Annotated in this window: 17 protein-coding genes and 7 pseudogenes; 7 read left to right on the top strand and 17 right to left on the bottom strand. The window is 59.2% G+C overall.

Annotated elements, in window-relative coordinates; all coding sequences use genetic code 11:
- Window positions 1–1120 precede the first annotated feature (1120 nt).
- Both EET67_RS13445 and EET67_RS13440 read left to right on the top strand, forming a co-directional pair.
- Window positions 1121–1375, top strand: a complete 255-nt coding sequence (locus tag EET67_RS13445) for a helix-turn-helix domain-containing protein (RefSeq protein ID WP_128626680.1) — start codon at window positions 1121–1123, stop codon at window positions 1373–1375.
- Between the two features lie 171 nt (window positions 1376–1546).
- On the top strand, window positions 1547–2038 hold the full coding sequence (locus EET67_RS13440; RefSeq protein ID WP_128626679.1) for an L-2-amino-thiazoline-4-carboxylic acid hydrolase: 492 nt from the start codon (window positions 1547–1549) through the stop codon (window positions 2036–2038).
- Between the two features lie 576 nt (window positions 2039–2614).
- On the opposite strand, the gene EET67_RS13435 is transcribed toward EET67_RS13440, so the two are convergent.
- From EET67_RS13435 to EET67_RS13425, 4 genes and pseudogenes are all read right to left on the bottom strand, one after another.
- Entirely contained in the window at window positions 2615–3904 is a 1290-nt protein-coding gene (locus EET67_RS13435; protein ID WP_128626678.1) for an acyl-CoA dehydrogenase family protein, read from the bottom strand.
- A 317-nt stretch (window positions 3905–4221) separates the two neighbouring features.
- Window positions 4222–4493, bottom strand: a pseudogene (locus EET67_RS26085) (hypothetical protein); the annotation flags it as partial.
- Between the two features lie 389 nt (window positions 4494–4882).
- Complete coding sequence (locus EET67_RS13430) at window positions 4883–6397, bottom strand: ATP-binding protein (RefSeq protein ID WP_245450906.1); 1515 nt, start codon at window positions 6395–6397, stop codon at window positions 4883–4885.
- Window positions 6398–6706: 309 nt separating this feature from the next.
- Window positions 6707–7006, bottom strand: coding sequence for a hypothetical protein (locus tag EET67_RS13425; RefSeq protein ID WP_128626677.1), 300 nt, complete (start codon window positions 7004–7006; stop codon window positions 6707–6709).
- Window positions 7007–7638: 632 nt separating this feature from the next.
- On the opposite strand from EET67_RS13425, the gene EET67_RS13420 reads away from it, so the two are divergent.
- On the top strand, window positions 7639–8109 hold the full coding sequence (locus EET67_RS13420) for a hypothetical protein (protein ID WP_128626676.1): 471 nt from the start codon (window positions 7639–7641) through the stop codon (window positions 8107–8109).
- A 25-nt stretch (window positions 8110–8134) separates the two neighbouring features.
- Here EET67_RS13420 and EET67_RS13415 read toward each other — a convergent pair whose 3' ends face one another.
- From EET67_RS13415 to EET67_RS26635, 4 genes and pseudogenes are all read right to left on the bottom strand, one after another.
- Complete coding sequence (locus tag EET67_RS13415) at window positions 8135–8698, bottom strand: DUF488 domain-containing protein (protein ID WP_342634667.1); 564 nt, start codon at window positions 8696–8698, stop codon at window positions 8135–8137.
- Window positions 8699–8700: 2 nt separating this feature from the next.
- Complete coding sequence (locus tag EET67_RS13410) at window positions 8701–8910, bottom strand: hypervirulence associated TUDOR domain-containing protein (protein ID WP_128626674.1); 210 nt, start codon at window positions 8908–8910, stop codon at window positions 8701–8703.
- Window positions 8911–8973: 63 nt separating this feature from the next.
- A pseudogene (locus EET67_RS26640) lies at window positions 8974–9072 on the bottom strand (BA14K family protein); the annotation flags it as partial.
- A gap of 135 nt (window positions 9073–9207) precedes the next feature.
- Window positions 9208–9450 (bottom strand): annotated as a pseudogene (locus EET67_RS26635) (BA14K family protein); the annotation flags it as partial.
- A 1354-nt stretch (window positions 9451–10804) separates the two neighbouring features.
- On the opposite strand from EET67_RS26635, the pseudogene EET67_RS13400 reads away from it, so the two are divergent.
- Window positions 10805–11611 (top strand): annotated as a pseudogene (locus tag EET67_RS13400) (ATP-dependent DNA ligase); the annotation flags it as partial.
- 144 nt (window positions 11612–11755) lie between these two features.
- Window positions 11756–12311 (top strand): annotated as a pseudogene (locus EET67_RS26630) (IS30 family transposase); the annotation flags it as partial.
- 261 nt (window positions 12312–12572) lie between these two features.
- Here the strand turns inward: EET67_RS26630 and EET67_RS13395 are convergent.
- On the bottom strand, window positions 12573–13907 hold the full coding sequence (locus EET67_RS13395) for a PQQ-dependent sugar dehydrogenase (RefSeq protein ID WP_128626671.1): 1335 nt from the start codon (window positions 13905–13907) through the stop codon (window positions 12573–12575).
- A gap of 213 nt (window positions 13908–14120) precedes the next feature.
- On the opposite strand from EET67_RS13395, the gene EET67_RS13390 reads away from it, so the two are divergent.
- Complete coding sequence (locus EET67_RS13390; protein WP_128626670.1) at window positions 14121–14573, top strand: Ros/MucR family transcriptional regulator; 453 nt, start codon at window positions 14121–14123, stop codon at window positions 14571–14573.
- A 766-nt stretch (window positions 14574–15339) separates the two neighbouring features.
- Here the strand turns inward: EET67_RS13390 and EET67_RS13385 are convergent.
- Window positions 15340–15909 (bottom strand): annotated as a pseudogene (locus EET67_RS13385) (ISNCY family transposase); the annotation flags it as partial.
- An 86-nt stretch (window positions 15910–15995) separates the two neighbouring features.
- Between EET67_RS13385 and EET67_RS13380 the strand changes: the two are divergent.
- Window positions 15996–16520, top strand: a pseudogene (locus EET67_RS13380) (hypothetical protein); the annotation flags it as partial.
- Window positions 16521–16522: 2 nt separating this feature from the next.
- Here the strand turns inward: EET67_RS13380 and EET67_RS13375 are convergent.
- The 7 genes from EET67_RS13375 to EET67_RS13345 form a co-directional block, all read right to left on the bottom strand.
- A complete protein-coding gene (locus tag EET67_RS13375; RefSeq protein WP_165899899.1) occupies window positions 16523–17671 on the bottom strand; it encodes an extracellular solute-binding protein in 1149 nt (382 codons plus the stop codon).
- A 204-nt stretch (window positions 17672–17875) separates the two neighbouring features.
- On the bottom strand, window positions 17876–18664 hold the full coding sequence (locus EET67_RS13370; RefSeq protein ID WP_165899898.1) for a DUF1989 domain-containing protein: 789 nt from the start codon (window positions 18662–18664) through the stop codon (window positions 17876–17878).
- Entirely contained in the window at window positions 18661–19542 is an 882-nt protein-coding gene (locus EET67_RS13365) for a DUF1989 domain-containing protein (protein WP_128626667.1), read from the bottom strand. Before EET67_RS13365 ends, EET67_RS13370 begins: the two co-directional genes overlap by 4 nt.
- On the bottom strand, window positions 19539–21311 hold the full coding sequence (locus EET67_RS13360) for a hydantoinase B/oxoprolinase family protein (protein ID WP_128626666.1): 1773 nt from the start codon (window positions 21309–21311) through the stop codon (window positions 19539–19541). The genes EET67_RS13365 and EET67_RS13360 overlap by 4 nt, the downstream gene beginning before the upstream one ends.
- On the bottom strand, window positions 21308–22486 hold the full coding sequence (locus EET67_RS13355; protein WP_128626665.1) for a hydantoinase B/oxoprolinase family protein: 1179 nt from the start codon (window positions 22484–22486) through the stop codon (window positions 21308–21310). Before EET67_RS13355 ends, EET67_RS13360 begins: the two co-directional genes overlap by 4 nt.
- The gene (locus EET67_RS13350; RefSeq protein WP_128626664.1) at window positions 22483–24546 is read right to left on the bottom strand and encodes a hydantoinase/oxoprolinase family protein; all 2064 of its coding nucleotides are present in this window, start codon (window positions 24544–24546) and stop codon (window positions 22483–22485) included. The genes EET67_RS13355 and EET67_RS13350 overlap by 4 nt, the downstream gene beginning before the upstream one ends.
- Window positions 24547–25222: 676 nt before the next feature.
- Window positions 25223–25618, bottom strand: a complete 396-nt coding sequence (locus tag EET67_RS13345) for a Rid family hydrolase (protein WP_128626663.1) — start codon at window positions 25616–25618, stop codon at window positions 25223–25225.
- Window positions 25619–25647: the final 29 nt, after the last annotated feature.

Raw genomic sequence — 25647 nt, 5'->3', positions numbered from 1 at the left:
CAAAACGCAAATGCCTCCGATGAAACCGGAGGCATTTTGATGACCCCACGTTAAGGGGTCCCGTTTGGACGAAAATCACCCCTCAAACAGGGTCCTCATTCCACGAAAAATCACACAGATGATCGCGCGACACACGCTTGAATTAATCGGATTATCCTGAGGCGACTTAGCCCTAGGCCGCTCGTTGACGAGAAAAACAATAGTAGGAGCGGCCAACTGCATTGGTGGCAGATCGCGGCAAGACAGTGCCAAGGAAACGTACCATTCTGCGAGTGTCGTTAGCCACGCATGCAAAAAATCCAAAACTCTTGCGGTCGAACCGGCCGAAAAATATTTGCCGAACCGATTGCGGAAACTGGCCAGCACATACATCCGACCCCAGGATACAATGTCCGATCGGCGGAAAGGAAACCGGCGGGCCTGGAAGAGTTCTTTGGGTCATGCACTGCGTTTTCAGCTCATTCGCAAACAGAAGGTTGAGAAGTATCTCGTGCACAACCCAATGCCCGTTTGAGCGAAATGGTGCCGCGACAGTCCTTCCCTGGCCTATGCCGCACTGCAAAAGCTCAAACACAGTGGCTGCTCGCAAGCAAGCCAGACACGGAGCCGAGGCGGTTATCGACCTTTTGTTTGTCGAATGGTGCCCCCCCCCGAAAGCCAAATATCGTCGGTTTGGAGCTTGTGACATACTGATGATGCGGAGGTCCCAAAAGGACACCGCGCTGGCCGGCGCAAGCCCCAAAGGCCCACCACCCACGCGCCGGCCAGTTGACGGCATAATACTGATGAAGCTACTAAAAAGGCAGACCTGACCGTCACGCGATCCTGAAAGTTGCGATCGCCCTCGCCAATGGATATCGCCTAAATGCTGTGAAGATTACCGGCGGCAATCTTGCTCACCGTCTCCGAGAAGAATAGCTTGCGGCTACGTCATGATCGGGTATTTTAAAGGTGCTGGTTATATAGCCTCAGCACCGCTCCGGATTTTGAGAGCGATCGCACATTTTTCGGATGTCGCCCGTTCGGGCCTCTTTGCATCCGTCTTTCACATCGGCCGCTGCCGATCCAATTCCATCGTTATAACGGCGCTATTTCGCCGACACCCTATTTGGAGCAATGCATGACTACACATAATCTGCCCTTGGCAGTGCTGAACGCAGTTTCGCAAGGCATACATGTCATCCGCGCATACCGCGATCATCTTGGATATTCCGTCGAAGACTTGGCTGTGACCAGTGGTCTTTCCATGCAGGAAATCGAGATGATTGAAATTGGCCACCGGTATGAGAAGGGCTACCGCGACCGGATCGCTCGTGCTCTCGGTCTTCCTGAAGGCATTTTTGACGAGGTATCGGATATTCCTTCGGCCGCATAAGGGAATCGACGACACTGGAAGATCTGTCTCCTTGGATGTGAAGAATTGGACCGACACCAAGGGCCCCAGCACCGTCCGGACGTGTCCGGTGGCACTACATCAGGCCGAGAAGCATGGTAAGAATTTGGCTCGACTGACCGCGGCAATGTCGGTCGGACGAAAGGATCTGAAATGCCATCAACACACGAGAAAGAACTGCCAACTCTGACCAAACGGCGTATTCAAGCTGAAGTGATTGGCCCGGTTTATGCTGAGATGGTCGCAGTTATCGGCGAAGAAAAGGCCCGCGCCATCCTCGACACTGCCGTCCGAAAGGCGGCGATTGCAGAAGGCAAGCACTTCGCGAAGCTAGCACCTGATGGCATCACCAGCATGGCGGACTTCATCAAGCTCTACGATCTCTGGACGCAAGATGGTGCCCTGGAGGTCGAAGTTTTAGAAGCTTCTGACACGACCTTCAATTTCGATGTCACTCGATGCCGATATGCAGAAACCTATCGCGAAATGGGGCTTGGATCGATCGGGCATCTAATGTCCTGCAATCGGGACGGTACATTCTGCCACGGCTACGATCCCAAGATTGAACTCGACCGCAAACACACCATAATGGCAGGTGCGCCCCGATGCACGTTTCGCTATTCATACAAGCAGGCCGCCAAATGACTTGCGCTACAGTGATTTTCGATTGCGGGAAATCTGATTAGCGACGCTGTGAGGCATCATCCGCAATGAAGGGGCCTGTTCCTAGAGGGCTCGACATACTCGTCAGCATGCAACTCTCTTATCCTGAAGCTCACGAGAAACCAGGCTGGAAGAGGAGGTGTCAGCCCGCCTATAGTCTATGGTCAGGCGCGCGTGTCGATCGCCATATGGCGCACCGACTACAATAGCCCACGTCCGCATTCCCAGATCGGATGGTGGACAACAGACGAGTTCGCCAGCACATTTAATCCGCGACGGTGGCGTGCGCTGCGCCCGGTGAAAGGCTCCACGTACGCCACCGTCGCCTCGCCCGCCCAGCGGGGCAGGACCAACGCCAGATACGAACTCACAACTGGATAAAAACTGCGGGCAACGTCACCGCAGTTGCAAGGCACAATTTGAAAGATGCGATGCGCAAGAACTTGCCAACACTGATCTCACTCAGACCAGTTTCGTCCGGTTCTTGCGCATCTCCAGCTACACAATCTGTCGCCAATTCTGTGTCGACGGAATAATCAATGCGTCAAGAGTCGGCTTTTACCGTCCTTCCATGGATTTCATGAACTTAACGGGTTCACAATCTCTGAAGGCATTGGTATCAAAATCTGGGTCCGCCATGACACCCCAGATTTTTCGACGCTGCATACCAATCGTTCCGGCGTCGTATATCGGAAGAACGGCAGCTTCGCGCAAATACCTCTCCAGCGGATATTCCTTGTTCAGCGAGTTCACTCCGGCGACCTGCATGCATTTGTAGACAGTGTCGAAAAGAAGTTCGCAGGAAAACACCTTGGCCATCGCGCCGAATGCCTGCCCCTCTGCCTGATACATGTCGAGATAGTGTGCCGCCTTCCAGCAAAGATAGCGGCTGGCTTCGATCCGCGTGGCGATATCGCCCAACATGTAGCCGACGACCTGGTGGTTAATGATAGGCTTGTCGCCGGCAGCGGTGTAGGTTTTGGCCCATTCCATGGTCCATTCATATGCGGAGCGCGCCACCCCCACGGCAGCAATGCCCGCAACAGGGCCGGACCATGTGAAAGCTTTCGAGATGATCAGGTCGCCGTCACCTACTGCAAACACGTTTTCCTCGGGAACTCGGCAGTTGTCGCACTCAATCCAGTTGTTCTGGTTGGTCCTATGACCGACCTTGTCAATTGGTGCCTTGAACCTCATGCCTGGTGTGCCCCGCGGCACTAATATGGCGCTCAAGCCCTCCTTGCCACCCTTGTGACGATCCGTCCGCACGACGAACATGTTGACGTTCGCGCCCATGAGATCCCATCCGCCCGAACTGCTCGGCCAGTACTTGGATCCATTGAGCACATATTCGCCTCTCCCCTTGTCATGCTCTGCAGTCATCTGCAGGCCTGACGGATATGCGCTAGGGTGATCGAAGTTTGCGGTTCCCGCCGACTCGCTAACATTGAACCCAGCAATATATTCGCCTGACTGATCGCTGGTGGCCTCGATCAACCACTTTTTCTTTTGTTCTTCCGTGCCGAACCAGACCAATGGTAGCAGCGCGAGCCCATTGACGAGCAGAATGCACCCGAAACCCGGGTCCACCGCGCAGATCTCTTCTGCAACAATCTGGAGATCGACATTGCTGATTCCTGCGCCACCATATTCCTTTGGAATGAATCCGAAAGTCAGGCCAAGTTTATGTGCCTCCATATATGCAGGCTTCATCATAGCGAAGGCTTTTTGTGGGTCAGGCTCGGCATCCGCCTTTATCGCGATAGGCTTGAGGATACCTTGAGCGAACTCACGCGCCGTCTTCCTGAGGGCGTTCTGTTCACTACTCAACGTGAAGTCGATTGCCATAACTTTTCTCCATCAGATCAGTGCCCTAGCTGTACCGCGGTCGTCCTCCTTATGGCCATGTTGGCATGGCGTTTGAAATAGTGGCGCTGCATACTTAATATTGTCAACAATTATGAATATCGTAATACGAGTAATTATTAAGAAATATCGTAATACGAGTGACCTGATTCGCTAACAATTAGAATAACTTCCACATATAATCATGTATGAAAACCCTTAATGACTCGAGCTACCCGGTTACAGTTCTGATTATTGGGAAACCGCAGTTCTAATTAGGCAAACATCATCATGGATTTTGTCATCATGGCACAAAACGCTTACGTGCAAGCGGTGGCGCCTTCAGATAGTGCCGACAGTGGCGCCTGACCGTTTATCCAAGCACCGTCGAGTCCAGCAAGGAAGGAGACAGAGGCGGCGATGTCCTGCGGTGCCCACGCTTTCCAACGGGTTCGTTTCGACATGCGGTCGACCAACTCTTCCGACTTCCCGTTGAGGAAAGGGTCGATTGCGGTCGGTCCGGGGCGGCCGCGTTTACCGTGATCGAGCGACTCCGCATCTGTTTGGACATGTTGGCGGTCAAGATCTCAAGTCACGATCAGCAGTTGCGCCCAAGCCAATTCAAATAAGTTCCATAACCTATCTTATGCGACTTTCTGGTGTAGCGGGGGTGGGTTCAAGGATGAAGTGCGACTTGCGATAGATACCAATGGGTTATCACTCGCAAGGAATGTCATGAGACGCACCTACTCCCAGCTCGATATGGATGAACGTCGTAGGATCGCTCGCGGGCGATGGCGACAACGTCATCAGCAAACCGATCTGGATAGGCGAGGACGATAGCCTCATAACTTAGCTCGGCAGGCACATCGTCAAATCCGCTGGACTGCTTTCGCACCCGGCTCACTGGAATCGTCGCAGCGAAAAATCGTATGCATCACCGCTGCTCATGAATTCTGCGCTCGAAAGCTGCTCAGGAAATCAAGGTTTATCTCCGGTCGGGACGGCCTGCGGTTTTGCGGAAGGATAGTAGGCGAGATCATCCAATCCTAACAAATGAACAGACGCATCAGACCGAACAAGCTCCTCGACTTCGGGTTTGAAGCCACTCCTGCTGAAGAAGAGGAACTGCTTGCCGGGATGCCCACGCCCATACTCCGTCAGATCGGCGCGCTTCTTGAGAGTGTTGACCATTCCAAGGTCGACACGAGCTGATCTCCATTTGCATTCGCCGTAGAAAAACGCGCCATCGATCAATCGCCCGCTCACGTCAATATCGTAGTCGGCGCTCCAGATTTGTCCCACTTCCTGAGTTGATGAACCCATGATTTCCTTGGCAAATTGCTTAGTGTAATCAAGGCAGATGCGCTCGAACGCGGTGCCCATGTATTCCGGAAGCTTCGCAGCGATGATGCTATCGTAGACTTCGTACCCATTGCCCTCGGCGATCGCCGTGAGATTTGGTCGCACAAACCAATGCCAAAAGGCGATGAGGCGATCGTTGATGGTAAGGCGCAGGTTGCGCACCTTCTCGGAGGCATCCATCGACTTCGACACTGAAATCAAATCCAGGCGTCTCAATGTCTCGAGATATGGACCCAAGGAGCGTGTATCGGAGCGGCCGACCCGTCCGGCGACTTCATTGGTCGTGGTGCATCCCTGCGCGACTGCGGACAGGATGCTTGAATAAAAAGCGGGATCCCGGAGCTCACTTTGCAGCAGGGTATTTGGTTCATCGACCAACGCGCCGGTTTCCGACAGCAGAAGATTGATAACGTTCGTGCGAAGATCGGCCTGGTGGTCGCATAGCTGCAAATAGTAGGGCATGCCGCCGAAAACGGCATGTGCCACGACCAAATCTTCTGCTGAGTAGTCCGGAAAAAACATCGCGGCATCCCTCAGAGGAAGCGGTTTGACGTTCATCTGCATGGTAGCACGACCGTACAGCGGATTTCGCTCGGCAAATAATTCATCCATCTGCGAGATCGAAGACCCGCATAGGATGAGTTTGATTCCTCCGCCTTTGTGAATCTCCGCATCCCAAAATCTCTGAAGGACGGATGGAAGACTCTTGTCGCTGTCCGTGATGTAGGGGAATTCGTCGATCACCACGACAACGTTGCCGTGATTTTTGGTCGACAGCTGCGATACGTAGTGGAATACCCCTTCCCAGTCAGCGATTCCATCCAGGACTGGCGATGGGCCGATCGAGGCTGAAACTTGCCTTTTGAACGCGTCGAGGTTGAGTTCGCTCGACACGCGAGCGGCCTGAAAGAACACCTTTCGCCGATTTTGCACCGCTTCCAGCAGTAGCCGTGATTTTCCGACGCGTCGCCGTCCCGAAACGACGATAAGAGACGCTCGTCCCCGTGAGAGTTCTTCATCGAGCCTTGCTAGCTCACGCCTGCGTCCGACGAACATTGCTGCACCGCAGATTAGACTAATTACGATTAGACTAATCGTCCTGGCGTAATGACGCAAGGCCGTCTGCTGCATTCAATTTTGACTTCCTACAAAAAATCTCGGGCACAAGGCCCGAGATGATGCTCGATCGAAGCGTTGAGCAAAACTTCGTGCGTCGAATGGCATTAATTTTGGATTCGGCGACGAGGTACCAGTCTTCACATTGTGAACCCAAGCATCAGGAAGCCCGCGTCTGCCAACCTGATTCTCCGCTAGCTCAGGCGTTCCCGGAAATGCGCGCACTCTGATTTCCAACGAACCAGCGTTCTTCGCGTGCTCGGTTTTGACGAATAGCCTGGAGAAATCCTTGAGAAGTTCGCGTGCCGTCGTGCGCCTTACGCGCTATTTGGGCATCAGGAATGTGCCCCAGGGTGGGTTGACGTCTTTCTTGCGGTCGAACTTGACTGCGAATTCCTCACGGATGGCGGAGCGTACGGCATATTCCTCGATCTGTTCATCGGTAAGCCTGCACTTCGATACGCTGCCACGCACTTCATCGACCAGTTCAGTGGTCGAAATAGCTCTGCCGTTGACGCGTTTGCAGAGGAAAATCAGAACAGCGCTTCTCACAGCGGCCGGAACATGGAATGGACATTCCTGGAGGATAGTTTCGTATGGAGATTGGTAGGGTTCATTCAGCATTGACGCAACCTCGGTTGGAGTTCCCTAACCAGCAATAAAGGGATAGGTTCTCCCCAAAACGAAAATTCCGTTTTCGTCGCTTCTATTGGCACGGATGGCTATCCTGCCAGCGCCCAGACAAGCACAATCACGACCATTGTCGTCGCTATGATCACGGTGACGATAACAGGAGAGCCGTTCGTTCGGGCTTTTCATGGGTTCAGCTTTCATTTTGCCTTGTCGCGTCAGCAAGGGAGCATATGTCTTTGAACCATCGTGGCTTTTCGGATCAGGGGAACATAGGAGCGGCGTCGTGAATCTCGGCGGCCCCGCTGCGCCTCGGGCTCGAGTAGCCGCATTTTGTCCGCACCGGCCTCCTGGTGGGAAGGCTTTGAAATCCTTTCGGACGGTATATTGACCAGAGCGTGCCTTCTCCAGCCCGAACCTCGCTGTCGATCGTTGTTCCACCAAGCTTTCAGCGTCGCCGTGGCTTGCGGCATTGCTCGACAATCAGGCCCGTCACGACCGTCTTGTAGAGACAGTAAGTTGCAGCCATTGCGTCTCAAGCGGAAACAATCGTGTGCAGTCATCTCGGCGGAACTGGCAGAAGCGTGGCGCGTTGAGAGACTTCCACACTGGCTCGGAGCGCCATCATGACCAAGTTGCAGCAGGGCTCACATGAGGAATTGGAAGCTATCCGGCTTCAAGCGATCAAGCATTTTGGACCGATGATGCTGCAGGAGGTCTTGCTTCGGCTGTGCAGAGCATGTGGCCCTGAGAGTCTGGATCGTTTCGAAAAGGCAATGGTCGAAAAGATTGAACAGTCGTCCTCCGACTGTTCGGATTTCGACGACATGAAGGAGTTTGCCACTGAACAGCTTTATGCGTGCGTGCGGGAAGTCAAAAGCTCTCCCGACATGACGCATCCGTTGGAGGACATCAAGACGCGTCGTACGCAAGGCCGGTCAGAACAAACCGACACGCTCGAAGATCAGCTTCAGGAGGGCCTTGAAGACAGCTTTCCGGCCAGCGATCCGCCAGCCGTCGTCTCCACGGCCATACCTGGTGGAGGAAAGAAGCTGGTCGGGACGGACGAGGTGCTCCGAAAATTACGAAAAGAATAAATGCTGGCGGCAGCTTATGAATCGTTCATACGCCAGCTGCCTGGCCACTCGGAATAATATTCTCCGACGGGTAGATCACCTTTCCATCTGATGTCCTAACTGCAGCGGGCGTGGGCACCGCATGCTCGCTATGGCCCGGCGACATGAGATGTTCCACCTCATACCCGTTCAGCAGCAGATAGTCAGTGATTATCCGGCGGTGACATCTCCACCAAACTGCCTCAGCGCACATCAAGGCCGGGCGATGGCGGCGCCCAAGGCAGATGATTTCGGCAAGAGCCGCGCTGAAGGCCTCCCCCAATGCGTAGTCAGCATAATTGTGGAAGCTCTGGACCTTCCAGAACGAATTGAGAGTTCCGTCAACTGTTGATTGCTTCGGCCGGCGCCCGCCCAACGCTTCGATATGCCGATAGCCGACTTGGATTTGCTCGAGGCTGCCTGGCAATCGGTCGGTGTTGAAGACCGGGTTGGTACGCGATTTCGGAAAGGATCTGACGTCCACCACCAGGGTCACTCGAGCGTCCCGCAACATGTTCAGAAATTCGTCAAGAGAGCGGTTTGAATGACCGATGGTCGTAAAGCCTGGCATGATCAGTCGATCTTGGTCAGCGTCTCTTCCTTATGTGCCGCGATGTGATCGGTTTTATCGCTGGCGATCTCATATTGGGGTGAGTTCCTGGAGGCGCGGCGCGGGTGGCCCTTGTACTGGAAATCCTTTTCATGGATCTTGATTATTCTCCCAGTCACCCGCCCTGCTTCCGAATTCCAGCTGACGTGGTCACCCTTCGAATATTTCGCCATTTCCAGCGCCTTTGCTGAAGGAAGCTCCAAGCAACTTTGGTTCCAAGAACGGGAGGGGCTTAACTATTGGCATTGCAGACGCGGACCTCCACCGTAAGGCTGGTAGGAGTTGTCCTCAGGCCGGTACGAGCGATATCGGTCAAAGCACGATTGCACATGCTCGGAATACTCATAGGGGCCCGCTGACGCCGGGGCATTGTAAACAGCGGCTTCAACGTAGCTTTCTGTGTTGTCAGGAACGTCTGAATACGGGGAAATGCACTGGCGTCTCTCTCCACTATACGCTTTATAGCTGTCGTCACTCGGGTCATAGGACCGATAACGCGAGAAACACCAATCAATATGAGCTTCATTCGGCGAGGATTGAGGCTCACTTACCTCGGGTAACGATACTCCTGCTGTGGTCACTGTATCGAGTTCCAGCCGCCCGGCGTCTTGCTTGCTGCGCGTCTCCAATTCAAGCGGCTCACTCCGCTGAAGACCAGTCGTAGCAGGGTTCACCTTCACTGCCCGGTTGGTCCACAAGGCACTTGTCTCCATTTCGAGGTGCCGAACCGGTGTTGGCTCCGCATTCACGAAGAAGACCGTGGTCAGGGCGCCGGCACCGAACACCAGAAGCGTCAGGAAAAACCCGCTTATTACGGCCAACAAGGCTTTCACGTGCGCCTCCCAAGCTAGCACTCAATTGGGCGGGGATATCCCGCAACTGTCCGGCAAATCCATAAGGCTGCGGGTCTGTCAACGGCACTCGACAGACCCTGCTTTGTTTCGAAGATTCCTATTCCGAACCGCCGAAGCTGGCGCCAAGCCCCCTGAACCCACGCTCACGCCCAGTCCGTCAGCGCCGCCTACTCCCACCCCGATGCCCTGTGTATTGTTGCTACCGGCTCCGGTCCCTTCACCACCCACGTCTATACTGACGCCGCCCGTATTATTGGTTGCCGTATTCTCGCCGACGCCAATGCTAATTCCGCCCGAATTTCCGGATGCGGCCCCTTCGCCGACCCCGGCATTGAGAACTCCGCTATTGCCGGAGGCAGCATCCGTACCTATCCCAGCGTTGATACCAGCCGCATTCCCGAAAGTTGCATTCGTCCCCACCCCCGCATTGATGCCGCCGGTATTGTCTTGGGCTCCCCCATCCAAGCCTATTCCCGTACCGCGAGAAACGCTTGTGTCGTCTGTGGAAGGAACAAGGAAGCCGGGCAACCCGGGCACACTCGAGACACTGGTGGTCGGCGCACCGGCGCGATCGGTCTTCTGCGGGAGCGGACAGCCGCCGGCCAGGATGGATTGAAGCTGTGCTCGTGAAAGGGATTTGGCCGGCTGACTGCAAATATCGGCCTGAGCGGGGCCCGAAGCCAGAATTCCTCCTGCCAGTCCTATGGCCGCGGCATACCCTAGTCCCCACGCTTTCATCATGTGCATCTTCGGTCTCCTCGTAATGCTCGAGTACGACCATCAACCGCACGCCTGGGCAGAAGTTCCGCATGACAACAAATATAGTTTCCGCCGCCAAAAAATTGGGAACGCAGTGGCGATAAGCAAGTTCTAGACCTTGACGCTCTGTACAGGGGAAGTTGCAGCACGTGTCATGTTTTAAGATCTAAGATCTTTGACTGCTGAACTAATGCCACCTGGATACGAAACCCACGCGGACAATTAGAGGGCTCCAAAAATCTTCGCCTCCACCTTGGGCGGTGAGGGTCGTTCAAGTGAACTGGAAGGAGTCTTACCGACCGATCACTGATTCAAAGCAAAAAGTGAGCAATTGTGCCCGCGGTTACCGTCACGACAAAAAGCAGATTGAGATAGGTCACGCCCGCGCCTCCATCCCGACAAGGGCTTTGGCCTCCCCTAAGAGCGGCCCATCGGTATCTGCGTATGCGTCGACTTCTTCGCGGGTCTCCGTGACCTCAACCATCAGTCATTCGCCCTGGATGGTGAAATCGTTCTGGAAAGCGGTGGCAAATTCTCATTCGAAGCGCTACAGATGCGTCTGCATCCCGCCGAAAGCAGAATCCGCAAGCTTTCTGCTGAAATGCCGGCTTCGCTAATTCTGTTTGACATGCTGGTGGATTCCTCCGGGAACAACTTGCTCGACAGACCGCTCATCGAGCGCCGAGCCTCCCTCGAAGCCTTCGTCAATGCATCCAGGCGTCCCGAACTCAGGCTTTCACGCTGCACGAATGACCCGGAAATCGCCAGTTTCTGGCTCGACCAATCGGGCCAAGGTGCTATTGATGGGGTTGTCGCCAAACGCCTGGATGAATCCTACCGGTCTGGTGAGCGCGCCATGATCAAAGTCAAGCGTCTGCGGACAGCTGATTGCGTGGTAGGTGGTTTTCGCTACCTTGCTGGCAAGAGGCTGGTTGGGTCACTCTTGCTTGGCTTGTTCAATAACCAAGGTAAGCTCGACCATGTTGGTTTTACGTCGACAATCGCACAGGGAGAAAGGTCCGAACTGACAAGGAACCTGGAAGCATTGCGCGCGCCACCAGGTTTTACCGGAAAAGCGCCGGGAGGTCCCAGCCGCTGGAACACCGAACGCAGCGCCCAATGGGAGCCCTTGCGACCTGAACTGGTTGTCGAAGTTCGTTTCGATCACATGACGGGAAATCGCTTTCGGCATGGAACAAAGTTGCTGAGGTGGCGACCGGATAAAGCTCCCAAGCAATGCACTTTTGATAAAATCTGTTGAGCCTTCGATCCAACCCTGAAAATCTCTCGGTTTTACGGTTATGCATTTTCGAGAAGGGGTGGTCCCATCGATTCGTGTGGGTCCTCCGCGCAACCTGGCTGGCGCGCGATTGTAGCGCGACTCTAGTCCCGAATTGTCGGAACGTACTGGCACGTTACAGCCCAGCAGATGGCCGATGGCCGGCGTCGGAGTTACCGCAACCTGTTACGTGATCCTTTCCTTTGTTCGGCGGTCATCGACCGGGTGAAGGACGGCTTGGTCGCCGGAACAGATTTCAGGGCGTCTGAGGATCAGTGGCGGATCATCTGCAAGGCTGAGCCACAAGACGATCTATCAGTATGTCTATCTGCCGAAGGCTAGGATCAGGCAATTCGCCGGTCATTTGCCAGAACGCCGGCGAAACGCCGACCCTGATATGCCCCGGAAGTTCTCGTCTTTTTTGTCGAATGCGCTATTCGAAACCGGCCGAGACTGTCAACTCCCGAAGCGAATTCGGCCACTGGCGGGCAGATGATTTTCAGGAAGGAAGACGGAGCAGCCAACATCGCAACCATCGTCGAGCGCAAGAGCCGCCTTACGGTTCTGTTTCGCAACAACGACTGGCATTCCAAGCCGACCATGAACCGACTGATAAGGCCATTTGAGCCCCCTGCCCGTAGAGGCCCGACAAAGCCTGACTTTTGACCGAGATCTCGAATTCTGGGAAATGGCATGTGAGGCAGATTCCATTTTCAAATGCAATGAAAGGCAATAACCGTCCCTGCTTCAGGAAGATGGAATTCCACTCTTTTGTGCAGTTGAGGATGGACGAACGTCGTAAGATTGAGTGCTATAGTCTTTCCAGAGATGCTAACATCATGCGCCGACGAGCGTACCATCGTAACCTATCGTCGAGGCGACGAAATACATCTCATGGACCTTTGGTTCCTGACTGCGCACTCGTTCACAAGGAACACGCAAATTATCTGGAAGGCGAAACCCGCCACACCTTGTTGCCAACGTCGTCTGCTACGAGCAACGCGCCTTGACGGTCAATCGCAACGCCTACCGGACGTCCGTATGCCTTGTCATCGGAACTGAGAAAGCCGGTCAGGATATCCTGCGGCGGACCAGACGGTTTTCCCCTATCGAAGGGGACGAAAATCACCTTGTAGCCGCTGCGTGGCACGCGGTTCCAAGATCCGTGCTGGCCAATAAAGGCACCATTGCGGAATCCCGGTCCAAAGAGGTCGGCCTCGTTGAAGGTCAGGCCCAACGACGCTGTATGGGGGCCCAGCGCGTAGTCCGGCACGATCGCCCTGGCGACGAGTTCGGGTTTCTGGGGTTGCACCCTCTCATCGATATGCTGGCCATAGTAGCTATAGGGCCAGCCGTAAAAACCCCCTCCCTTCACCGAAGTCATATAATCCGGCACTAGGTCACTGCCGATTTCGTCACGCTCATTGACTGCTACCCAAAGATCCCCGGTTTCCGGGTTCCACGAAAGACCGTTCGGATTTCGTAGTCCCGAAGCGAAAAGCCGTGTCCGTCGGGTTTGTAGATCGATCTCCAGCACTACGGCGCGATTCTTTTCGTTTTCCATGCCGTTTTCGCCAACATTGCTGTTCGATCCCACGGTAGCGAACAGCTTACTCCTGTCCTTGGATGCAATGATGTCCTTGGTCCAATGATGATTGATCGGGCCGCCCGGCAGATCGGCGATCTTCTCGGCAGGCGCCTTGATCTGCGTCGTGCCGTCCTGATAGGGAAATGCGACGATCGCATCGGTATTGGCGACGTAAAGCTTGCCGTCAAGCAGCGCCATGCCGAATGGCGAATTGAGACCTTCCAAAAATGCCGAGTGAACTTCTGCAACTCCGTCACCGTCCCGATCCCGCAGCAAGGTGATGCGGTTGGCGCTCGGCACCTCTGCGCCAGCCTGTCCTTGCATTAGACCCATGACCCAGCCGCGAATGCTGAACCCCTGGTCAGGCTTGGGCGGCTTGTTGCTCTCCGCCACCAGGATGTCTCCATTCGGCAGCACATGCAGCCATCGCGGGTGATCGAGATCGCCCGCAAATTCGTTGACCGCCAAGCCGGCGGCAGCGGTCGGTTTAGTCCCCTCGGGCCATGGATCGGCTTTAGCAATATTGACTGTTGGCAGCCAAGTTGGATTGGGTGGCGGCAACTTCGGATTTGGCCCATAACCGTCTTCGATCGCGACGGTTGCCTGTTCCTGGGATCGCAAGAGGACCGCGCAACCCGCCATCAAAGTGAGGGTCACGAGCCCCAGCACAAAGCCAAAAAGATTTTTCATCAGTAACACCAAGCAGCCAGTGACAAATCAAACGCGATTAAGGCGCACAAGTTGCCGGCAGGTTGGCCGAGGCATGTCGGCCGAGTTGCCAAGCAGATCGCTTTACCTCTGGCCGGGTGCATGCCGTTCCGCCGTCCGATGCAGATATTTGCATTGTAAAACAAATATCTATACCAGTCGCGCCACGGGGTAACGCAAGGATCGACAACCACAATGGCCGATGCTATCGAAAACAGTGGCAACGACGAGATAATCGAGCTGACCGCCGATATCATATCAGCCTATGTCGCCAACAATCCGGTCCCGGTTGGTGAGTTGCCGTCCCTGATCGCCCAGGTCCATCAGACGCTTTCTGGCCTGAAGTCAGTCGCATCGACCTCATCCGAAGAGGCGCCAAAGCCTGCCGTCAATCCGAAGCGGTCAGTTCATAGCGACTATATTGTCTGCCTTGATGACGGGAAGAAGTTCAAGTCGCTCAAGCGGCACTTGGCGACGCACCACGGAATAACCCCTGACGAATACCGCGCGAAATGGAACCTCCCGGCCGACTACCCGATGGTAGCGCCTGGTTACTCTGCCGCGCGCTCAGCACTCGCCAAGGAAATGGGGCTCGGCCAAAAGCAGGGCACGCCTGCGCCTGTAAAGCGTGGCCGCAAGAAGGCTTAATCTCCCATGGGTACGGGTCTCCCCCGGGTAGGGGCACGCGGAAACTTGGATCGATTTCAAGACACTCATCGGCACCACTGTGACATGGGCCCGAACGAACCGCTCACGATCCGTGGACACTGAATAGTCTGGGCGAACGGCAAGCTTCTTACGAAGGCAGCGAGGGCAGAGGCGCGCCCATTGCCTCCATTAATATGCGGTGTCTGCCGCGCCTTGGGCTAAATGGAGACAAGAAATACGCGCTGCGCTTCGAGCCCAGATGCGGGCGCTCACGCAACGCGCCATTTGCCGACAACTCATGGCGGCCCCGTAAGTATAGCAGGGGCACTACGCCCCACTACCCAAGAAAAGCTCCCGGATTGGCGCAACCCAGCCGTCAACCGTGAGATAGATATCGACGAACCAGGCCTCGACAGCGCCAAGCTGGGGGCCAAAGTAGATCAGCGGAGCGATGATGACGAATCCCAACATCGCTATCGAGCTGAGCTCATCGGGTCGATTTTCGGAACCTTTAGGGGGAGGAGCTGATTAACTTGCCGATCGTTCGTCATGCCCCAACTCTCACCTTTCCCGATTGTCGTCCTCACGGTCCTGACTTTCCTTGAGCTCCCGTTCGATCTCCCGCAGACGGGGCACATGCTGCTGCTGCGGATCAGATCTGGTACGCTCTTCGTCGAGAACCGGTTTTCTTTCGATCACCCATTCATCGGGATGCCTGCCACGCTGCTCTGAAGCCAACGTTGCCTGCTGCTCGGCAACATGGTCAGCCGGTCGCGATGTCGGTGAGCACGAGCGTTTGGATGAAGCTGCCGCGAGCCGAAGGGCCGCTATGGGCGACGAGGTCCGCCTCAACGAAGCCTGGCGCCGGATCGTTCCAATCCGCCGACGTTCTAATGGGAATGCTCCGTCGCAGGGCGTGCGCCGCGGGCCGTCGTCGGGAACGTCCCAATCCTTCTCGGATCGGTCCCAGCGTCCTGTCGATCGTGGCCGCGCTCATCGCCAGCAATTTGCCACGAATCTCGGGCGCGAGGTTAAAATGACCGTGCCTTTCCATCGCCTCGACAAGGACGAGCAGCAACGCCTTCAGCTGCTTCCCGCAAACCCGGTCAGACGCCTCCCATAACAATATGAGCGCATTGCGTTCCGCTCGCGCTCGCCGACCTGTAGGGGCTCTTTCATGGCGCCACAGCAGCCGCGTCGCGTGCTTGTGGTGAAAGCCCGTGATGACGACGAACTCATCCAAAATTCTCGCCTTCTCCGCTCGCGTCGAAGCACGATATCGCTCCGAAACCGCCGCCGTCAGTTCTTTCCTCGTCGCCATGCTCAGCTGTCCCATAGTCGTCCCTCCTCATACCCCTCGGTAGGGAGCAACTTATGTGAGGCAACGGTTGAACATTCAGGAACATTTTCGACGAGGCAATGCGGGAGTTCCGCACACTGTCCCGGGCTTTGACACTACGGTACGACAAGGTGTTGTTCATCCTCGATCCGAGCGACTTCGCGAAGAGCCTGGCCGGCAAGAAGGTGGTCGTTTGCGACTATCCCGACGGCCGGCTCGAGATCATGGAAGGCAGCACGTCCCTGCCCTACAGAACCTTCGACAAGCTACGTTCGGTTCATAGATCAGAGGTGGTCGAGAACAAGCGCCTCGATACCGCTCTCGCCATGGTCGCGGAGATGCAGGCCGGCCGGGAGCTAAAGCGTAGTCAGCATGGCCCGCGCCGCACCGGCCAGGCGGACCACATGTGCGGGATTCCCGATGGCAGTGTGAGCAATGAGCGTCGAACGCCTCACCGCGTGGTTCCAAAACCGATCCGCAACACGGAATCCGGTGTGTCGCAAACGATGGCACCGCTGTCCAGGATTTCGGGGCCCCCACGGACGCAACTGTTCAGGCACCCGCGTCCCGCAGCTTACGGCCCCGCCACGGACGTGGCGGGGCCGTAAGCTCAGCCGGCGATCCAGGCCGTGAACTTGGCGACGGCCTCGTCGTAATGCGTTGCCCACCACTCCGGGTTCATCGTGACGGCGTCCTTGGTGTTCTCTGTCGATGGCAACCAGAGCTGCTGGTTGGCGGACAGATTCGCAACGGGCACTGGGTTCTTCGAGGTCGACCCCATTCCCAGCAGTCCGGCGACCCTGGACTGCGCCTCGGGCGTGGCCATGTATTTCAGCAGCTCGACCGCCGCTTCCTTGTTGGGCGATCCCTTCGGGATTCCGTAGCACTCCCAGGCCAGGACCGCCTGGTTCCAGACAGGTTTGAACGGGGCACCATTGTCGGTGGCGGCCCGTGCGCGCTGGGCGGCAGCGTTCGACATCACGACCGACTGCGCGACCATCTGTTCCTGGGACTGGGACAATGAATCATAGAAGACGATGTCGCCCTTGATGCTGTCGAGCTTGGCGATGGCGCGGTCGATGTCCAGCGGGTAGAGATCCGCGGGCGCCACCCCGTCGCCGAGCAGCGCGATCTCCAGCTGGTTGAGATAGATGGCCGTCCACATGCCGCGCTTGCCGGGATACTTCTTGGTGTCGAAGTAGTCGGCCCAGCTGGCGGGAGGGTTATCGGCGAACTTGCTGGAGTCGTAGGCGAGGACCGAGGCATAGGTGTCAACCGGTACCACACAGGTCCCGCTGTGGTATTTGGGGTCGATCCCTTCGAGGAGGCTCGGGTCCAGCGGCTCCAGCAGGCCGTCGTGACAGAAGCTGATCGATGTCAGCGGGTCACCATTGACCACGTCCCATGTGACCTGATTTGCCTCGACCTGCGCCTTGACCTTGGCGGGTTCGAAGGGGGCATCGTGAAGGATCGTCACCTTCGTACCCTCCGCGAAGGGTCGGGTGTAGGCTTCTTCCATGGCGCGGGCTCCGGCGCCACCATAGTCCACGAAAGTGATCGTTTTTCCGCTTAGGTCCGGAAAGGGATAAGGGTCGGCGTTCGCCGCCGTAGCGGCCGATGCAGTGGCAATTACGCCCCCTCCATACCCCGTCATCAGCGCCGCTGCGAACATCGTGCCGCCCTTAATGGCGTCACGCCGGCTCACGTGCGGCTCACCTTTGTCGGAACTGCAGGACTGTTTACTCAATTTTCTGTCCATCTCTCCCATTCCCTCTTTTGAGGCTGCCAACCCGTCGTCGGCGAGCTTTGCCGCACGTTCGACGAGACTGTGGCCGCATGGCCATAGTTCGTATTCCGAACTTTAAATCGTATTGCGTTAAAATTTCTCCCATCCGGTGGCCGCTGTCAAGGCCGATTCACGCCGGCCGAAACCATGGCCACTCCACGCGCCATCCCCCGCCGGCTAATGCGAGGCCGCCGCCTCCGCCAGCGGCCATCCGAGCGGCGCCAACCCGGTGTCGAGGATCGTCACCCGCACCGGGTTGACGGCGATCGTGTCCTGGGAACCCTCGCTCCACGATTCCCGCAGGTCCTCGGAGCCCGCCTCGGCCGGGCACAGCGAGATGGCCACGTAAAGGGCCGTCTCCGCGTAGAATTCGAGATAGTCCCCGGTCCTGGAATCGCTCTCTTCGGCAATGCTCACGCCCGTCACCGGGTCATAGCCGCCCTTCATGAAGAGGTTCAGGTTGTCGTGGATATAGCGCTGGTCCAGCCCCAGCATCGCAAGCCCGTAGCGCAAATTGTCGTAGCACGGGCGGCTGTGCTTGCCAGTGTAGAGCTGCCACAGATGCGGGTTGCAGTGCGCGCCGTGGGGAAAGTGCTCGCCCGTCCCGCGCGGCGAGGGCACTCCTCGAACGCTGTCGGCGATGCAGGTGGCCAGCGGCCGGCTCCTCGGCGGGGTGCCCCACAGGCGCGTGAAGCGACTGATGCGCCCGCCCTCGATCGCCATCTGGGTGCCGGGAAAGAGATGCTCGTGCGGATCGTCGGCGCTCATCATGCAGACGTCTAGCACCTGGGGCCCGGTGGCCAAGGTGAAGCGGAACGCCTGTCCCGCCTCGACGCGGAACCCGTGCCCCGACGCCTCGAGCAAATGCTCGGAGACGATGCGAAAGCGCTCGCGGTTCGCCACGAGCCTCTCGTAGTGCTCGCGCGGGAACGGATAGACGGCTCGCGGCAAACGTTTGTCAGTCATCGGGGGGTCACCTTGTAATCTAGGCCACGCGTCGTCTCGACCGCAGTCGACCGCGTGCCTGAGTTGTCGAGGTACAGGGAGAGGTCCGGATAGCGTATCTCGGGATAGGGCCATGCAAGCGGCTCGACGATCGGTTCGGTGATCGATACATGCACCGCGCGCGGCTGCGGCACGCCCGGCTCCGCCGCCGCCCGTGCGCCGTCGATGAACGGGCTGAGCCCGAGCAGCAGACACAGGTCAATCTCGCAAAACAGGGTGATGCGGTCGCCCGCCACCGCGTTCGACGGCAGAATCTCGACCCGCATCGGATCGGAGTCGACGATAGACCGCTGGAAGAGGCAAAGATTCTCGCCCAGAATGTGGGCCGGGACACCCCGTTGCGTGAGCAGGCCTGCGAACTGTTCCCACGTCGACGCAATGCCTTCCGCGCCGCCTGCCGCACGCCAGTCGGCCGGGGTACCCGACCCGCCGAAGTAGGGATGGTGCTGGGCTCGCGGAAGATGCGGATCGGCGCAGACCGTATCGTCAAGCACCGTCATCAGTGGTCGGTAGCGGGCCATGGTTCCCCAGACCCGCGAATACCGGCGCAGAAATATGCCTTCGCGCAGCACCGACTGCTGCCACATGCGCTCGTCGGGGTCGGCCGGGTTGTAGGCGAAGGCGTTGACGATCTGCGCGCCCTCGAGCAGGGTGAGCGAGACCGTCGCGCCCTTGGGCACGTCCAGCGCCAAGCCGCCGAAATCCGCCAGGCGATGCTCCACCCTCATCACGGCGGAAGACAGCTTGGCGGCGGCCGCCTCGTAGAAGCCGAGATCGATCGGGGTCGGGCACAGATGCGGCGACGTCTTCAGCAACGCCTCTATTGGTTGCGATGTCATGTCGTAGCCTCCATGATTGCAGTCTGGGACGTGTTTCGTCGCTCGACCCGCAAGGCGCGCGTCGCTTCGGTGTCGATGTCCATCGTGGCCGGATCGATCACCACGGCGAACGCCCGCTTGGCAGCCTCGCGCGTGTAGATCTCGTCTAGCACGTCGGCGCGCACCGCATCGGGATCGCGCTCGAGTGGGTCGCCGAAGCCACCGCCGCCGGAGCGCAACGAGGTCATCACTTGTCCCGCCTTCAGCGGGGCTCGCGTCACGGTTTCTACGACCGCTCGCTCGTCGGGACTGCCGGTGGCGAGCGTGATCTCGTTGGGGATCCCTGGTTCACCGCCGGCCCATCCGGGCGCAACGTGCCGGACGCCAACAACGATGGCGTTGACATATTGCTCCGTGACCGCCTCGCGCTCCATCGCGAAGGCGGGCACGCCGCGCCATCGTCCCGGCGCCGCGGTGTCGGTCGTATACTCGTAGCGGTGATAGCGGTACGGGAACTGTATCTCGAGCATCTCGATGGTGTTGAACACCAACGTGGAGAACGGTGCCGGCCAACCGCCCCAGCCATCGGTGCCGAACGCAGCGCTGGCCGAGACGAGGTTGCTGCCATACTCGATCGTCACGAAGAACTCGTCGTAGCGGGGGTCGACGCCGTAGGTCGTGCACAGCGAGCCGCCATAGCTGACATTGCCGCTGCGCTCTGGAACAATTTGCTCGAGCGCCTTCATCACGCTCAGGCCGACCTCGCTCCCGACCCGCCCGGTCGCAGACATCGTCGCAGCGGGCGGGACCGGGTTGACCACCGATCCGAGCGGGGTCTGGATGTCCACCACCCGAAACAGTCCGGAATTTATCGGGATGTCATCGCTGAGCGCGGCGCAGAGCGCCGTGTAAACCCAGGAAGCAGTGTTGCCCTCGGTGCTGTTGACAAATCCGGGGGTCTGCGGCGAGCTGCCCTCGAAGTCGACCTTGAGTCCGGACTCCGAGACCTCCAGCGTGGCCTGAATCCTTATATCATGGGTGCCCGCCGAGTCGTGATCGAGATGCCAGACGCCTATGGTGCGCCCCTTGGGCCAACTGGCGATCTCGGATCGGAAGCGGCGCTCGGAGTAGTTGAGCGCCTCATCGACGCAGGCCTCCACGACACGGTCGCCGTAGCGCTCGCACAGCTCGCGGATCCGTTGTTCGCCGATCTCGACGGCGGCCATCATCGCGCGCAGGTCCCCATCGAGGGTTTCCGGGATGCGGGTATTGGCGAGGATCGTGGCGCGCACGTCCTCTCGCAGCCTGCCGGCCTCGACGATCTTCACCGGCGGAATCCGGAACGCTTCCTGCCAGACCTCACGCGCGTCGGGGTTGTAGTTGCCGGCCACCGGTCCGCCGGAATCTGCCATGTGGGCGCGGACCGCCGGGCAGAGCATGCCGCCCCCCTCCAGGAAGATCGGCTTCATCACCGTCCAGTCGGCATTGTGGGTACCGCCGAAAAACGGGTCGTTGAGGATCACCACGTCGCCGTCGGCCAGCCCGTCGCCGAAATAATCGAGCATCGCCTCGACCGACTTCAACGACGCGAAGATATGCACGGGGATGGCGGTCGCACGCGCCACCAGCGATACCGAATCGCGGCGATGAAAGACGCCGGTCGAATAGTCGTGGCACTCGTTGAACAATGGATGCACGGCCGTGCGCTCGACGACGCTGCTCATCTCCTTGGAGACGGACTCGAGGTACTCACGGACGACTTGCGCCGTGATTGGATCGACTTCGCTCATGAACGTGCTCCTGGGGCATAGCGGGTCTTGTGGGTGTCACCCCCCACCTTAGGGAACGGACAGCCGGGATCATCGCACCCAGGCAGCGAGAACGGGCGCGCCGGCAATGCGAACCAGTGCTCGTAGGGCGCAACGCGCAGTCCGGCTTGCCCGGCCAGCTCGGCTGCCCGGCGTGCCAGCTCGCCGGCAGTGATGTATGGCGCATATCCCGTGGGCAGCGGCGCCTGCGCGTGGAACAACGATCCGGGTGTCGTGGCGATCGTGACCCTGTCGAGCAGCACGGCGTTGCACGCCGCATCAGGGAGACCCGCGGCGAGCGGGGCCAGCAGCGCCGAAGCCGTTGTGCCCGCCGAGCTGTTGACGAATGCCTTGACGCCCGCCGGCTCAACCGGGAACGCGAAGCGGAGCTGCCCGGCAGCCACGGTCAGCTTCAGTTCGAAGGGCACGTCCACCCCGGTGCAACAGTGATGGATGCGGCCGGTGGTCGACCAGCTTCCGTCCTGCAGTTCGGCCAGCTCATCACGCATGCGGGCGCGGGCTTCCTCCAGCAGCGCGGCGTGCGCGTCGCGGCCACCCAGGCCCGCAGTCGCAAGCGCGACGTCGAGCTCGTCGAGCGTTCTGACAGCCGCCTTCAGATCTCCCCGCAGCACATCGGGCAAGCGGCTGTTGAAGTCCAGCATCGTGGCGGCGTCGAAATCGGCTTGCCCGGACCGCGCAAGGCGCAGCGGCGGCACCAGAACACCTTCCTCCCAGATTTCGGCGGCCCGTGGCGTGATACTGCCCAGTTGTTCACCCCCGATGTCGAGGGTGTGGAAGCGCGCCGCCAGATAGCCCGTTCCGCCGGCGAGAGGGCGCACGACGGTGAAGTCGGTGACATGGGTGCCACCTGCATATGGGTCGTTGCTCACCGCCAGTTCGCCAACTGGCAGCGTGCCGCCGAAAGCGTCCAGGACGCTGCGCACCGTGGCAGCAAGCGACGCGAGCCAGGCCCGGCGGCTGAGCGCCACCACCGCGCCCGTCTCGTCGAACAGCCCCACGACCGCGTGGCGGTCGTCGCCGAGGGCCGTGGAGGGCGACGATCGCCGCAACTTCGCATCGGCATGGCGGAGTATGCGCACCAGCTCCCCCATCTGCGGGCTCGCGGCGACTTGGGTCGACGGCATCATGATACTCATCGGTCATCCTCGATTATGTAGACGTTGCCTGCCACGAGCGAGACCCTCTGGCCCGGCATGACCACCACGGAGGTGTTGGCCTCCTCGATGACCAGGGGCCCCCTCGCGGTGAAGCCGAGGCCAAGCTCGACGCCCGAGTAGATCGGGGTCGGCACGTAGCCGGCGGCGGTCGGGAAGTGCACCGGACGCTCGCTGGTCGCGGTTGCCTGCGAGGTGCGCCCAAGCCCGTTCATCTCCGGCTTCGCCCGGAGCGCGAAGCGGTCGACCTGCAGGCCGACGATCTCGATCTCGGCTCCCGGCCGGCTATAGGAGAAGCGCTGCGCGTGCAGCCTGTCGAAGTCGGCGAGCACTTCGGCCCACCGCTCAGGCGTCGGCTCCAGGCCGCTCCCGATCGGCACCGCCACCTCATGCGTCTGCCCCTTGTAGCGCATCTCCAAGGCACACTCGACCACACGCCGCAGATTGCGTGCCTGCTCGCCCATCAGCGCATCGGCCTCATCGACCATCGTGGTGACTGCCTGTGCCAGCGCAGGCAGGTCAACCGTCTCCGAGCGCGCATAGTAGCCACGGCTTCGGCTCTCGCGGATGTCGGCAAGCACGTCACCCAGGGCGCACAGCACCGATGCATGTCCGCGCGGGACGAGTATCCGGCGCACGCGCAGCTCCTGCACGAGTGCCGCTGCGTGCAGCGGCCCGCCGCCGCCGAAGGCCATCAGCGAGAAGTCGCGGACGTCGTAGCCCTTCTCGATCGAGATGACGCGCAGCGCGTTGGCCATGTTGTGGTTGACGATCCGCACAATGGCGGCCGCAGCCTCTTCGACGCCGACGCCGAGTGGGTCCGCGATGCCGGCTTGCAAGGCCCGGCGGGCACCCTCGACATCAAGGGCCATCGCACCGCCGAGGAAGCTGTCGGCGCCTATGTAGCCCAGTATGAGGTTCGCGTCGGTCACCGTTGCGGCGGTGCCCCCACGCCCGTAGCAGGCCGGCCCCGGATAGGAGCCGGCGCTCGCTGGACCGATCCGCAGCGCCCCACCATCGTCGATCCACGCGATCGAGCCGCCGCCGGCGCCCACGCTCGTGACATCAACGAGCGGAACAGCGACACGGTAGCGCGAGAACCAGGAATCCATGCTGACCGACGGCGTGCCATCGCGGATTAGTGAGACGTCCGCGCTGGTCCCGCCCATGTCGATCGTCAGCAGGTTGCGGTCACTCACCGCAGCGCCGATGCTGGACGCCGCGACGACCCCGCCGGCAGGCCCCGACGCCACGAGCTGCACGCCCGATTCGGCCGCGCGCCCCACATCGACCACGCCGCCGTTGGAACGCATGATGAAGAAGTCGCCGGCGTAGCCGCGCTCAGCCAAGGTACGCTCGAGATTGGTGAGATAGCCACGCAGCTTGGGGGTCACGTATGCGTCAACGATCGTCGTCGACAGGCGCTCGAACTCGCGAATCTTTGGCAGCACCTCGTGCGACAACGAGACGTGGATCGACGGCAAGACTTCGTGAATGATTTCCCGCGCACGCAGCTCGTGCTCCGGGGCGAGAAACGAAAACAGAAAGCAGATCGCAACGGCCTGCGCGCCCTCATCGGCGAGCCGGCGAGCCGCCGCACGGACCTCTTCCTCAGCAAGCGGAGTGAGGACGGCCCCGGTTTCGGTGATGCGCTCGGTGATCGGAATGCGCCTGCGGCGTGGCACGATCGGGTAAGGTGCCTTCAGCCGGATGTCGAAGGCCGCCTCCTTGTAGTTGCGGCGGATGTCGATGAGGTCCCGGAAGCCGCGCGTGGTCAGCAGATATGTGTGCGCGCCGCTCCACTCGATCATCGTGTTGGTGGCGACCGTCGTGCCGTGGACGATCATCTTGGTTCTGGCCAGCAGATCCTCGACCGACACGGCGGCCCTGTCGGCCAGATTGGCGATGCCGCTCAGCACGCCGATGCCCTGATCGGCGGGCGTGGAGGGCACCTTCGCGGTCAGCACATCCCCCGCCTCGCCGACGCAGACGAGATCGGTGAAAGTGCCGCCCACATCAACGCCGATTACGTAGCCGCTCATGCCTGTTCGAGCCCCATGCTCGAGAGGGGGGCGCCTGGCTTCGCCGTGGCTGTCAAACCCCGGACCGTGTCATCAATTCTGTGTCCCACCTCTACCCACTCCTTCATTTGAGATCTCCCAACCCGTCGTCGGCGAGCTTGCCGCGCGTTCGACGAGATGGCGGCCGCACGCCTATAGTTCGTATTCCGAACTCAAGTTCGTATTGCGTTAAAATCTTCTCCCATCCGCTGGTCTCTGTCAAGGGCTCTACGCCGAGTTTTGCGACTTCGCAGAGCCCGGCAGCACGCCCGCTCGGCGCGTTGAAGGTGGAGTTGGAGGCCTTGCTGAAGCAGCGGCAGTTGACCTGTTGAAGCAACGCAAAGTGAGCTCGGATCGGGCCGTTGCCGCCGCGAGGATGTCCTCTCCTAAGGCACTGGCCGGTCAGGACAGTTTTCGAGCAAGCCATGGTGTTTTGCATGGTAGCCGCACCGGCAAGCTGCCTTGATCGGCTCTTCGCCGGCCGCGGTGACGGTACTAACCCTTTAGGCCGCCATTGCCGTCAGCGGCGCCATCGATTATCGGGCGACAGCCTGTGTCGTCGGCTTCTGCGCGCCCCTTCGGGAACCGGGCAGGCGGCCGCGTCGAGGGGCCGCCGACTGGCCGAGAGCCCGGCTGCCGCCCCTGCTCGCACGTCGGGTCATCGCGCATCCTCGACATACGCGGTGCAGACGATCTCGATCTCGACGCCCTTCAGGGGCCATCCGGCGGTGAAGATGTAGTCGAGCGCCGGACGTGTCTCGGCGAAGAACTCCCGGTGCACCTCCCCCACGGCGACCCAGTCCTGCTGATCGCGCATATAGTATGATATGCGAACGACGTCCGCCAGCGTGGCCCCAAGCTCGCGCAGGGCCCCGTCGATGATGCCGATGATGTGACGCGCCTGGCCAGCCACATTGCCAAGGTGGACGATCGTCCCGTCTGGCTGGGCGGCGCATGTGGAGCTGACCTCGATAAGAGGGCCGACGCGCACCGCGCGCGAATATCCTGTCTCCAGCTCCCACCGATTTCCGCCCGAGGTCCTGATGCCACCCATGTCGCTATCTCCTTGTTGTTCATCAGGCG

This window comes from Borborobacter arsenicus (assembly GCF_003934165.1).
Taxonomy (GTDB): domain Bacteria; phylum Pseudomonadota; class Alphaproteobacteria; order Rhizobiales; family Rhizobiaceae; genus Pseudaminobacter; species Pseudaminobacter arsenicus.
The sequence above is the reverse complement of the archived record's forward strand: the minus strand, read 5'-3'. Positions and strand labels throughout refer to the sequence as shown.